Origin of the sequence: Dietzia kunjamensis (genome assembly GCF_045689975.1) — a bacterium.
In the GTDB taxonomy this organism is placed as follows: Bacteria; Actinomycetota; Actinomycetes; order Mycobacteriales; family Mycobacteriaceae; genus Dietzia; species Dietzia kunjamensis.
Genome location: NZ_CP143297.1, coordinates 2,651,534 through 2,663,660, shown reverse-complemented (window position 1 = coordinate 2,663,660; position 12,127 = coordinate 2,651,534). Strand labels below are relative to the sequence as shown.

The following is a 12,127-nucleotide window of genomic DNA, read 5'->3' as shown; positions in this document are numbered from 1 at the left end:
TTGTGGGGTGCCCAGCGTCTCACCCTGTCTTGCGAAGTGTAGGGCCATTTGGCGGCGAGCGGGGAGGGGGCGTGACTAGGGGGCTACCTCCGGAGGGCGCGACTGGCATTACGATTGTCGCGAAGCCTCTGGGCCGCCTGGCGGATGGGGTTGAAATTTGCGGACCAACACTGTCTGGAGATGGCGAACTATGTCGGGAAATGTGTTAGTGGTCGTTGCTCACCCAGATGACGAGGTTCTTGGGTGTGGCGGTACCGCAAGAGTTTTGGCTGACCGGGGGTACTCGGTGAAAACCTGCATTTTGTCGGGTGAGGTAGGAGCCCGTGACCGGCGGCCGACCGATGACGAATTATTGTCGGATACCCGCGCAGCGTCGACGGTGCTCGGTATGGCTGATCCGCTATTGGGGCCGTTTCCAAATATCCGAATGAACTCAGAGCCACATATCGAATTAGTGAAATTTATCGAAGAGGCGCTCGAGGGCCATTCTGCGGAGTGGATTTTTACTCACCACCCCCATGACCTGAATGACGATCACCGTCAGGTTTCGGCTGCCACGCAAGCGGCTGCGCGGCTGTTTCAGCGAGGTGACCGAGTTCTGCCCCTGAAGGGCTTGTTTTTCATGGAGATCGCGTCGTCGACTGACTGGCAGTTTGGCGGTACCAGTCGAGCGTTCGAGCCGACAACCTTCTTTCCGATAGGCGAGCGCGGGCTCGAGTCGAAAATTGAAGCTCTGGGCAAATATCGCGCTGTGATGAGGCCATTCCCTCATCCACGGTCCGAGGAGGTGCTCCGTGGCATGGCAGCAGTGCGCGGTGGGCAAGCGGGTACGGGATACTGCGAAGCATTCCAGGCGGCCCATATCGATCTCGGCGGGGTTTTCTGACGTGGGGTTGTATGAGGAGTCGGGGAAGCGGATCTTTGATGTCGCTGCCGCCAGTATTGCCGTCGCTGTGCTCTCTCCGATATTGGCTGCGGTCGGCGCAGCCATAAAGCTTGAGGATAGAGGTCCCGCGCTTTTCGTGCAGGAACGTGCCGGGCGAGATGGGGCAAGTTTCGCAATTTACAAATTTCGCAGCATGGAGGTCGGGACGGCGAACGTGCCGTCAGGGGAGATGGCTGCGCCGTCAGTGACCAGGGTTGGGAAGTTGATCCGCCGGACGAACTTGGATGAGCTTCCGCAGCTCTTCAATATCGTCAAGGGCGACATGTCAGTGGTTGGGCCCAGGCCCCCGCTTCCTTCGCAGGCTGACGTCATTGGTGCTCGTTATTCAAGCGGGGCTCTTCGCTTGTCCCCCGGCCTGACGGGGTGGGCGCAAGTGAACTCGTTCGATGGAATGGATCCCCTAGAAAAGGCGCGATACGACGGAGAGTATGCAAAAAACATCTCATTCCGGAAGGACTTAGAGATTATTCTGCGAACTTTTGTATACCTGCTGAAGCCGCCGCCGAAATACTAAGGAAGGTCAATAGCGATGCGATACGGATTTGTTACATGTGTCGAACTTGGGATGGCCTGCATTGAAGAGATTTATGAACTCGGCGGGCATCTTGATCTTTTGATTACTTTGCATGACGAGAAGGCTAAGGACAAGTCAGGACGCATTTACCTCGATGGTATCTCCGAACGTCATAGTGTTCCATTGTTTAAAATCAATCACATTAATGACGCGGATTCGATTGAAGCAATTCGAAGTGCAGATTTGGACTGGCTCTTCATTATCGGTTGGTCGCAGATCGCAAATAGCGAAGTTCTGGCGTCAACAAGGTATGGCGTACTCGGGATGCACCCGACCCTGCTTCCTGAGGGGCGCGGCCGGGCGGCGGTGCCGTGGGCAATCATTAAGGGGCTCGACAGAACGGGCGTGACGATGTTTGTTCTTGATGAGGGTGTCGACACTGGGCCACTGATCGCTCAAGTCGAACTGCCGATTGCTGGTCGGGAGGACGCAGGGTCACTTTACAATCGTGTTCAGGGTGCCCATCGCGAACTTATGCGTGTCGCTTGGCCTCTTTTGGAATCCGGCAACTGTGCGCCGGCCCCCCAAGATGAAGCGCAAGCCACTGAATGGCCTGGGCGTAAACCCGAAGACGGAGCTATTCATCCGGCGATGACGGTGGGAGAGGTAGACCGTCTCGTGCGCGGGGTCACTCGGCCGTATCCAGGCGCGTTTTGGGATGAGGACGGCGTCAGGTGGCGTGTGTGGGAAGGGGTGCCAGGTCAGCGCCCTGGCGCCCCGCTCGTGCTTAACATGGCGGATGGAAAATACAGCTGCACTGTCGCGGAGCGAGAGGACGTGGGATAGGTTATTTCGAATAGCTTTGGAATGGCGAGAAGTAAAGTCCCGACGTCTCTTTTGTGGGAGAGGCTTTAGTTGGTCAGCATGTCGTCGCGGAGGATCCAGAGGCGTAACTTGCTCCGTGTTCTCAGCCTCACGGCAATAATAGCTGTTGCAGGGGTGACATTGGCTGAGGTTATGTTCGTAGTGTCTCCTAGCCTAGACGCGACGCCGCATCGAGTGGACGCGGTGGTGCAGCTTGCGGGCGGCCCGGCGGTGAACTATGAGGCATCGAGGGACGCGGCTATTCGAGGGGCCGCTAGTTACCTGATCGTGTCTACTCCAGGCCAAGATGATCCTGGTGCTGATATTGCCTGCTCGCCTCTCAAAGGTGTGGAGGTAGTGTGTTTCGAGCCTGATCCCTACACCACTCAGGGCGAGTCACGTGCGATCGCACATTTAGCTGACAAGTACGATATCCAATCTATTCTTGTGTTCGCGTCGAGTCTCGAGCATGTCGCTCGGGCGCGAACAATCCTCGCTCGGTGCTATCCCGGGGAAATTTCAGTTCGTGTGCACTCGGTTGACCTTACATTCGCCCAGCTGGCGCATCAGTGGACCTACCAATCGGCAGCATGGGTCAAGGCTCTGACGGTCGCACGGAGTTGCTGAACCGCAGCACCGGCGAACCTGTCAGACGATGAGCCGTGGACGCGTCGCCCGGGCCCGTGACCCCGGACGGATCCACCCCGCCCGGAGGCGACTGATCGGCCGGCCACTGCTCATGCGGTCGCGTTGGCGGGCTCGCCGTGCCCTGCCCGTCAGCGATCCCGGTCCCCGCAACGTCTGCACCGCCCCATGCTTCGCCCGCACACAGACCACGGCCACACGCCGCTTGCTCTCCACATTCATGCGGCGCAGCAACTTCCGCTCACAACTGGGCTGGATCAGCGCTCGAGCGCCCTTGATCGGCGGCGTTCTTGTAGTCCAGTCGATCCTTTGGCAGCGACGGCATCGTCTCGGAGGTCGCAATCTCTGAGACCCGGCACACGCTGCCGGAAGCGCCGGGGGAGTTGGCTCCGACAATTAGCGACTGGGCACGGTCGACTCTGACCTGAATCACCGGGGGAGCGTTTCAACTCGGCGGATGAAGCTCGCGGCGGAGCCGGCTGTCTGCTGCGCGCGAAGCGCTGAATCGGATTGCGCTGTCGTCGTCGATGCCCCGCCCGACGAGGAGTTCCGCCACGGCCGATCCGCTACGCACCGTCGAAGCCGCGCCCACTGGCGGGGGCGCGACGGCCACGTCGCCATCTTCGACAAGGGCCGGACCCCGGTGGGGATCCGGCCCGCGCAGCGTCGCTCGCCCGTATCGGGCCCGCAGCGACTACTGCAGATCGCTGGCGACGATCGCGTCCATGTTCCGCTCCGCGAGCGCGGTGATGGTGACGAAGGGGTTGACGCCCACGTTGCCCGGGACGAGGGACCCGTCCACGACGTAGAGGCCGGGGTACTCGTGAAGGCGCCCGTGGTTGTCGGTGGCCTTGCAGAGCAGGCAGCCGCCCAGGGGGTGGTAAGTGAAGTCGTCGCCCCAGGTCTTGTAGACCCCGAAGATGTCGGTGCGGTAGATGGTGCCTTCTTTCTTGTTGATCTTGTCGAAGACCCTCTTGGCCATGGCGATGCCCGGCTGGTTCTGGGACACGCTCCAGGTCAGGTCGACCTTGCCAGTGGCGGAGTTGAACTGGAAGCGGGCCCGCTCGGGGTTGTTCGCGATCGCCAGGTACAAGCTCACGTAGGTCTCGAGCCCGGCCGGCCGGCATGAGCCCCGGCCGTCAACCCCGGCCGGGGCCCGGTCAGTCGTGGGCGGGCTCGGCGTCGAACAGTTTGCGAGCGCGCTCGATTTCCTGCAGGTGCGCCGAGGCCCACCCGAGCAAGGCGTCGATCGGCTCGCGCGCCGTCTTGCCGAGCGGCGTGATCCGGTACTCCACCGTGATCGGCCGGCTGCTGAGCAACCGACGCTCGATCAGCCCGTTGCGCTCGAGGCGCCGGAGGGTGGCGGACAGCGACTTCTGCGAGACGGCCGGGATTGCACGGCGTAGCTCGTTGAAGCGACACGGCGACTCGCACAGCTCGTTCATCACGGCCAACGACCACTTGTCCAGGACCTGCCCGAGCAGCTCCCGGTGGGCCTCGGTGACCAGGATGTCGTGTTCGCGTGAAGGGAGTGAATCGGGCTGCGGAGTATCAGGCATGGCACCTAGTTTCGTTGAAGTGACCTCCGGTGACCAAGTAGACAATGGATACCTACTCGCTCCCGACCTCTGGAGAACCATGACCGTCACCCTGACCAGCCCCGCCGGCCTGCTGCCCGGCGCCCCTTACCACCACGTTGCCACCGCCACCGGGGCCCGCCACGTGTACGTAGCCGGACAGGTCGCGCACATGCCCGACGGCGCGCCGATCCCCACCGATCTCGCCGGCCAGGTCGCGCAGGCGCTGCGCAACGTGGCCCGCGCGCTTGACGGCGCCGGCGCGACGTTTGCGAACGTCGTGAGGCTGACCGTCTACGTGACGCAATGGCAGCCGGAGAAGATCGGCGAGTTCATGGCCGGCGTCGAGGCGGTCGCCCCCGAGATCGGCCTGTCACTGCCGATGCCGCCGGCCTCGCTCATCGGAGTCCAGATGCTCTTCGAGCCCGAGGTGCTGGTGGAGATCGAGGCGACCGCGGTTCTGGACTAGGGAAGAGTGGGCTCGCGGGGCGGTGCGTTCTTGATCCGCTCATCAGCGCGTCGAGCAGGCGACTACGAGGAGAGGAGCCGGCTTTGTCGTCGTCGTCGTCGTCCGTTTCTCGTGCCCGCACCCCACACAACGCCGCACGGGCCGGACCCCCACGGGGGATCCGGCCCGTGGCCCCGACGCGCGCGGGGCCGGCAGCGCGACCTACTGCAGGTCGCCCGCAATGATCGCATCCATGTTCCGCTCGGCCAGCGCGGTGATGGTGACAAACGGGTTGACGCCCACGTTGCCGGGGACGAGGGAGCCGTCCACCACGTAGAGGCCGGGGTATTCGTGGAGGCGTCCGTGGTTGTCGGTGGCCTTGCCGAGCAGGCAGCCGCCCAGGGGGTGGTAGGTGAAGTCGTCGCCCCAGGTCTTGTACACGCCGAACAGGTCGGTGCGGTAGATGGTGCCTTCCTTCTTGTTGATCTTGTCGAAGACCCTCTTGGCCATGGCGATGCCCGGCTGGTTCTGGGACACGCTCCAGGTCAGGTCCACCTTGCCGGTGGCGGAGTTAAACTGGAAGCGGGCCCGCTCGGGGTTGTTGGCGATCGACAGGTACAGGCTCACGTAGGTCTCCAGCCCGGTCGGCAGGGGAGCGATCTCGGCGAAGATCGACGCGGTGGGATCGGCCCAGTTGTCGATCCCGAGGGTGGGGATGGTCGACTGCTTGGAGCCGGTGGCGTCCCACATGTGGTTCGCGCGCCCGACCATGACGTTGCCGTTGTTGCCCCAGCCCTCGCCCACCTGGGTGGACAGGTTGGGCAGGAGGCCCTGCGCCTTCATCGACACGAGCAGCTTGCTGGTCCCGATGCTGCCGGCGGCGAAGAACACCCGGTCGGCCGTGACGTTCTTGGTGGCGATCACCGCGCCCTGCTCGTCGATCTGCTCGATCGTCACCCGGTACCCGCCCCCGGTGGCCGGGGCGACTGCCGTGACCCGGTGCAGCGGCGAGATGGTGAGCCGGCCGGTGGCGGCGGCCTGGGCGAGGTAGGTCTTGTCCAGCGACTTCTTGCCCGCGTTGTTGCCGTAGATCACCTCACCGCCGAGCGCCGAGGCCTGCGCGGTGCCCGCCGCCTCGCGCTTCATGTAGTCGAAGTCGTAGACGTTGGGCACGAAGGTCGTGGCGAACCCGGAGCGGTGCGCGGTCTTCCGGCCCACGCGGGCGAACTGGTACCACGGGCTCGACTCGAACCACGCCTGGTTGATGTCGTTCACCCCGAGGGCGGCGTTCGCGCGCGGGAAGTAGGTGCCGTACATCTGGGCCGCATCGATGTTCGGGAGGATGTGCTCGAAGTGGCTGCGCTTGGGCGTGACGGCCATTCCGCCGTTGACCAGGGAGCCGCCGCCCACGCCGCGGCCCTGGTACACCTTGACCCCTGAGAACTTCTCGGCGTCGAGGACCCCGACATAGTGCTCCACCTTCTTGTCGATACCGAAGCCCATGAAGTTGCTGACCGGCTGGCTGGTGGTGTCCGAGAGCCAGGTGGAGCGCTTGTCCGGATTGAGCATCCCCGAGAAGATCTTGCCGTCCGGGCCCGGCGTGTCCCAGCTGCGGCCCATTTCCACGATGTGGGTCGCGATCCCCGCCTGGGTCAGGCGCAGCGCAGTTAGCGGCGCCGCCGTAACCGCTGCCGATCACCAGGGCGGGGAGACGGTCGTCGTCGGCCAGCGCGCGGTGGGGGAGCGGGGCGGCAGACGAGGACGACGACGACACCAGCGATGCAGCTGCTGCAGCGCCGGTCGCCAGCCCGGTGCTCGCGAGGAAGCGACGACGGGACAGCGAGAGATTCGAGGACATGGGACTCCTGAGGCCTCTGGGGGACGGTTCGGCAGTGTGCCGGGCGTCGGGAGGCGCGCTCGGATGATGTATACGGGCTGCCAGGTTGGTTACCGGTTGGAATCGGATGAACGTTCGTTGTTGCGGTTGGGGATCGAGCCGGGATTGTTTTCGCAGCTAAAGGGTGTGCGAACTTCAGTTCTCGCGGCACTGCCGGGGTGGACGGTCGGCCTGATGGGGCGGTTAGCGTGATAAGTCCAAGTTCATAAGCCTTGCCCGGTGGCTGCGGAACGGTTCGAGTGGCGGCGGGCCCTCGTCGTCGTCGCCGATTCCCAGAGCGCACCGGGGGAGCGCCCCAACTTCCGCCGCCGGAGCGCGGCGGCACGATCACCAGCCCAGCCCCGACGGGCGCTTCGTGGTGTGCCTCGACCCGGTGAGGCATCCGTTCTGTCTGCGTGAGGAGTGAGGCCGGGGCGCGCCCTCTCGATCGAGAGCCTCGTCATCCGTTCCTGGGGTCAGAGCCTCACTCCGACCCGAGGCGATCGGGCCCCCGGCGTCACGACACGGCTACGTGCTCGAAACGTTCGCGCAGGCCGACGACGAAGTTGTCGAGTGCGAACTCGAAACTGTCGTGGTCGATCTGTGCGGCACGGTCGGCGAGCTTGTGCGCCGATTCCAGGTGCGGGTAGCGGTCGGCGTACACCTGCGGGTCGGCGGCGAAGCCCAATGCGAACGACCCCATCGCTGCACCGAACACCAGGTACCTGCCCGCAGCACCGATCATGGTCGCTTCCCGAGGCGGCCAGCCGTTCTCGACCAACCCGCCGTGCACCGCCTCCGCCCGCTGCAACGAGTCCGCCCGGCGCCCCGGTGACGGAGAGATCACCGACACCAGCCGCGGATGAGCGGCGAGCGCCGCGCGCAACGAGCGCGTCCACGACCGGAGCCCGGCCTCCCATCCCAGGTCGAACCCGGAGGTATCGACGTCGGCGAGCACCTCGGCCGCGACCGCGTCGAGCAACTCGTCCTTGGTCGCGTAGTGGAAGTACAACGAGGCCGGCGTGACGTCGAGCGCGGCAGCCAACCGGCGCATGCTCATGCCCTCGAGCCCCTCGGCGTCGACGAGGGCGAGCGCGGCCGCGCGGATACGTGGCTGGTCGAGTTTCGCCACGTGCGGTCGGCCCATCACCCTCTCCTTCGAATTTTTCTCGGTGATCCAGAGCACATTACTGTACCGTCGGCCTTAATCGAACGCCGTTTGGTTTGTGCGCCCGCCCCTCCGCACGGCGCGGGCAGGAAGAGAGGAATCAATGCTCCGGACCGTTTTCGACGACGATCACGAGTCGTTCCGCCAGACCCTCCGAGGCTTCATCGAGGCCGAGGTCGTCCCGAACTTCCAGGAGTGGTTCGACGCCGGCATCGTGCCGCGCGAGTTCTACTACAAACTCGCCGACCTGGGACTGTTCGGCATCAACGTGCCCGAGGAGTACGGCGGCGCCGGGCTCGAGTCGCACAAGTTCGAGGCCATCCAGTACGAGGAGACCATGCGTGCCGGCGTCTCGTTCGGTGGCTCCGGTGTGCACGTGCTGCTCGCGCTGCCCTACCTCAAGATGTTCGCGACCGACGAGCAGAAGCAGCGCTACCTGCCGAAGTTCGTCGCCGGCGAGGAGATGTGGGCCCTGGCCATGACCGAGCCGGGTACCGGCTCGGACCTAGCGGGCATGAAGAGCACCGCCAAGCTGTCCGAGGACGGCACCCACTACGTCCTCAACGGCGCCAAGACCTTCATCACCGGCGGCGTCCACGCCGACCGCGTCATCGTGGCGTGCCGCACCGCACCGCCGCGCGAGGACGATCGCCGGTTCGGCATCTCGCTGCTCGCCGTGAACACCCACTCGGAGGGCTACGCCGTCGGCCGCAAGCTCGACAAGGTGGGCCTGCGCACCTCGGACACCGCCGAGCTGTCGTTCACCGACGTGAAGGTGCCCGTCGAGGACCTGCTCGGAGAGGAGAACCGCGGCTTCTACTACCTCGGCCAGAACCTGCCCTCCGAGCGCTGGGGCATCGCCTACGGCGCCTACGCCCAGGCCGCTGCCGCCGTGCGCTTCGCCAAGGAGTACACGCAACAGCGCGAGGTGTTCGGCAAGTCGGTCGCCTCGTTCCAGAACACCAAGTTCGAACTCGCCGCGTGCCAGGCGAAGGTCGACGCCGCCCAGGCCGTCGCCGACCGGGCCCTGGAAGCGCTGGACGCCGGCGAGCTCACAGCCGCCGAGGCCGCCTCGGCCAAGCTGTTCTGCACCGAGGTGGCGGCCGAGGTCGTCGACCGCTGCCTGCAACTGCACGGCGGCTACGGCTTCATGAACGAGTACCCCATCGCACGCCTGTACTCCGACAACCGCGTCAACCGCATCTACGGCGGCACCAACGAGGTCATGAAGACCATCATCGCCAAGGACATGGGGCTGTGATGACGGCGCTCTCCCTTGCCTCCGTCCTCGCCGAACCCGCCCGTCGCCGACCCGACCATGTCGCGCTCATCGAGGGGACTACCCGCCTCACGTACGCGGAGCTGTGGCGTGGCGCCCGAGGCGTCGCGGCGGCCCTCGCGGACCGGGGCGTCCGTCCCGGTGACCGCGTGGCCCTGCTCGCCCCGAACGTGATCGGCTTCGTGCGGGCCTACTTCGGAATCCTGGCCGCCGGCGCGGTCGTGGTGCCGGTGCCGACGCTCCTCACGGAACGCGAAGCCGCCCACCTGGTGCGCGACTCCGGTGCCGACGTGGTCGTCTACCATGCGGCACTCGCCGCCACCGCGGCCGGCGTCGCGCGGGAGACCGGTGCCGCGGCATACGACGTCGACGAGCTCGACGGGGCAGGCGAGCCCCTGCAGACCTTCGTCACGCGGCAGGCCGAGGACCTCGCCGTCATCTTCTACACCAGCGGCACCACGGGAGCGCCGAAGGGCGCCATGCTCACCCACCTCAACCTGGTGATGAACGCGACCACCAACGCCTTCGACGGCAACGGGCTGTCCCCGGATGACGTCGTCATGGGAGCTCTGCCGCTCTTCCACATCTTCGGGCAGAGCGCCGTGATGGGCGCGACGTTCCGCGTCGGCTGCACGCTGGTCCTCCAGCCGCGCTTCGACGCCGCCGCGGCGCTGGAGATCATGGTGCGCGAGCGGGTGACCCGTTTCCTCGGCGTCCCGACGATGTTCATCCAGCTGCTCCGGGCTGTCGACGCAGCCGCCGAGCTGCCGCGGCTGAAGTCGTGCACCTCGGGCGGCGCAGCGATGCCGGTGGCCGTTCTGGAGGAGGTCGAGAAGGTCTTCGACACCCCCGTCTACGAGGGCTACGGGCTCTCGGAGACGTCCCCGACCTGTGCGTTGAACCAGAAGATCTTCGGTACCCGGCCGGGCACGGTGGGCCACGCGATCTGGGGGGTCGAGGTCGAGATCACCGATCCGACCATCTTTGATCGCGTCGAGCCGCTGCCGCCCGGAGAGCTCGGAGAGATCGTCGTCCGCGGGCACAACGTCTTCGCCGGCTACCTCGACCGCCCCGACGCCACCGCCGAGGTCATGGTCGACGGCTGGTTCCGCACCGGCGACATCGGAACCAAGGACCACGAGGGGTTCGTCAGCGTGGTCGACCGGCGTAAGGACCTCATCATCCGTAGCGGCTTCAACGTGTACCCGCGCGAGGTCGAGGAGGTGCTCGCCCGTCATCCGAGTGTCGACCAGGTCGCCGTCATCGGTATCCCCGATCCCGAGCGGGGCGAGGAGGTCTGCGCCGCCATCGTCCCGAAACCCGGCAGCGACGTCGACTCAGACCAGTTCGTCGCCTGGGCCAGGGAGCACCTGGCCCACCACAAGTACCCCCGGGTGATCCATCTACTCCCGGAACTCCCGATGGGGCCCTCCCAGAAGATCCTCAAGCGGGAGCTGCGGGCCCAGTTCGCCCACTGACCTCGTGGTGCGATGCCGGTGAACCGGGATCGCCGGCAGCGCACCGGGCGTCAGGCCACACCCCTGCCGGAGGCCACCGCGAGGTCATGGGCGATAACAGCGAGCTCGAGCAACAGCCTGCCGCGCGGCTCCTGCAGGTCGCAGCCGGTCAACCCCACCAGCTGACGGCTGCGATACATCACGGTGTTCCGGTGGCAGAACAGTTCCCCGGCCGCGGACGTCGCCGAGCCACCGTGGCGCAGCAGGGCCCGGAGGGTCTCCAGTAGCGTCGTGCGCTGGTGGTCCGGCAACGCCAGGACAGGGCCGAGCACCTGTTCCTCGATCATCGCCCCGACCTCGGGGCTCGTCTCGATCAGTAGCTCCGGCAGCCGGGCCGAGGCCCACACGAGACGCTGCTCGCCCGCCGGGAGCGTGGCCGCCGCGCGCGCCGCGAGCCGGAACGCGGCGGCGGTCCCCGCCATACCGTGGCGCGCTAGGGCCACGCCGACCCGGCCCGCGACCGCCGGGCGGAGCACATCGGTCAGCCACGCCTCGTCGACGCCCTGGAGAGTGACCACGCCGTAGAGGGCGCCGTCGCGCACGCCCCACCGGGAGGTCCCGCCCATCCGCTCGACGCGGTCCTCGGGGTGGCGCAGGGGTTCGCTGTGCGTGTCCTCCAGGATCGCGACGACGCACGCGAGGGGGACGTTGGGGCGGATGCCCAGTATCTCCTCGGCCTGCGTGGCGAACTCCGGACTCGAGGCCCGGCCCTCGAGCAGGCCGGCGAGGTAGTTCTCCTGCCGACGCAGGTCCCGCAGCTCCTGCCTGGCCACCTCACGGCGGTAGGCCTCGCTCATCACCTCGCTCTGGATCCCGAGGTCCCTCCACAGCCGGCGGCCCGCGGCCAACAGTTCCCCGGTGGAGACGTCGGCCCGACCCTGTCGCACACGCTCGGTCATGGCCTCCCACAGGGCCAGGTTTCCGGTGGTGTACGCGGACAGCACCGCCTCCAGAGGTACGCCCTGGCGCGCCCGCTCGATGCCCGTCGCCCGCCACACGTCGGCAACCCTGACCTCGCGGCCCGCGTCGTCGACCTGGCCACCGAGCCGCTTCAGTCCCCGCCTGACGTGCTCGCGGATGCTGCGCCGCAGCACGGCCCGCAACTCCGGGGTCGACCAGCCGGAGCCCGAGTCCTTGGCGACCATCGTGGCGGAGATCTCGTCCGCGATGCGGTCGGAATCCTCCAACATCTCGGCCCACGCCGCCTGGAGTCGATCCCCACGTCCCGACTCGGCGAGAGCATCCGTCGTCATCCCGTCCATTTTTCCAGAATGTCACGCGGCGCACAGGTAA

At 66.0% G+C, this 12,127-nt stretch carries 10 protein-coding genes and 1 pseudogene; 6 read left to right on the top strand and 5 right to left on the bottom strand.

Going from position 1 to position 12,127, the window contains the following annotated elements:
- The first annotated feature begins 190 nt into the window (after positions 1-190).
- The 3 genes from VZF99_RS12505 to VZF99_RS12495 are packed head-to-tail and all read left to right on the top strand — an operon-like array spanning position 191 to position 2,306.
- Positions 191-886, top strand: coding sequence for a PIG-L deacetylase family protein (locus tag VZF99_RS12505; protein WP_407334927.1), 696 nt, complete (start codon positions 191-193; stop codon positions 884-886).
- Positions 795-1,460, top strand: coding sequence for a sugar transferase (locus VZF99_RS12500; protein ID WP_407334926.1), 666 nt, complete (start codon positions 795-797; stop codon positions 1,458-1,460). Before VZF99_RS12505 ends, VZF99_RS12500 begins: the two co-directional genes overlap by 92 nt.
- A gap of 51 nt (positions 1,461-1,511) precedes the next feature.
- Positions 1,512-2,306: a formyltransferase family protein gene (locus tag VZF99_RS12495; protein WP_407334925.1), complete on the top strand. Its 795-nt coding sequence runs from the start codon at positions 1,512-1,514 to the stop codon at positions 2,304-2,306.
- Between the two features lie 1,357 nt (positions 2,307-3,663).
- Here the strand turns inward: VZF99_RS12495 and VZF99_RS12490 are convergent.
- Together VZF99_RS12490 and VZF99_RS12485 are read right to left on the bottom strand one after the other, a co-directional pair.
- Positions 3,664-4,089: pseudogene (locus tag VZF99_RS12490) on the bottom strand (GMC oxidoreductase); the annotation flags it as partial.
- Between the two features lie 40 nt (positions 4,090-4,129).
- Positions 4,130-4,528, bottom strand: coding sequence for a winged helix-turn-helix transcriptional regulator (locus tag VZF99_RS12485; RefSeq protein ID WP_407334924.1), 399 nt, complete (start codon positions 4,526-4,528; stop codon positions 4,130-4,132).
- 79 nt (positions 4,529-4,607) lie between these two features.
- On the opposite strand from VZF99_RS12485, the gene VZF99_RS12480 reads away from it, so the two are divergent.
- On the top strand, positions 4,608-5,015 hold the full coding sequence (locus tag VZF99_RS12480) for a RidA family protein (RefSeq protein WP_182617271.1): 408 nt from the start codon (positions 4,608-4,610) through the stop codon (positions 5,013-5,015).
- A 201-nt stretch (positions 5,016-5,216) separates the two neighbouring features.
- Here VZF99_RS12480 and VZF99_RS12475 read toward each other — a convergent pair whose 3' ends face one another.
- Both VZF99_RS12475 and VZF99_RS12470 read right to left on the bottom strand, forming a co-directional pair.
- Complete coding sequence (locus VZF99_RS12475) at positions 5,217-6,614, bottom strand: GMC oxidoreductase (RefSeq protein WP_407334923.1); 1,398 nt, start codon at positions 6,612-6,614, stop codon at positions 5,217-5,219.
- A 773-nt stretch (positions 6,615-7,387) separates the two neighbouring features.
- Positions 7,388-8,017: a TetR/AcrR family transcriptional regulator gene (locus VZF99_RS12470; protein WP_407334922.1), complete on the bottom strand. Its 630-nt coding sequence runs from the start codon at positions 8,015-8,017 to the stop codon at positions 7,388-7,390.
- A gap of 124 nt (positions 8,018-8,141) precedes the next feature.
- Here VZF99_RS12470 and VZF99_RS12465 point away from each other — a divergent pair, with 124 nt between their 5' ends.
- Entirely contained in the window at positions 8,142-9,299 is a 1,158-nt protein-coding gene (locus tag VZF99_RS12465; RefSeq protein WP_407334921.1) for an acyl-CoA dehydrogenase family protein, read from the top strand.
- Positions 9,299-10,795, top strand: a complete 1,497-nt coding sequence (locus VZF99_RS12460) for a long-chain fatty acid--CoA ligase (protein WP_182642560.1) — start codon at positions 9,299-9,301, stop codon at positions 10,793-10,795. The genes VZF99_RS12465 and VZF99_RS12460 overlap by 1 nt, the downstream gene beginning before the upstream one ends.
- A 50-nt stretch (positions 10,796-10,845) precedes the next feature.
- On the opposite strand, the gene VZF99_RS12455 is transcribed toward VZF99_RS12460, so the two are convergent.
- Positions 10,846-12,087 carry a PucR family transcriptional regulator gene (locus tag VZF99_RS12455; RefSeq protein ID WP_407334920.1) on the bottom strand — a complete coding sequence of 414 codons (1,242 nt, stop codon included), beginning with the start codon at positions 12,085-12,087 and terminating at the stop codon, positions 10,846-10,848.
- Positions 12,088-12,127: the final 40 nt, after the last annotated feature.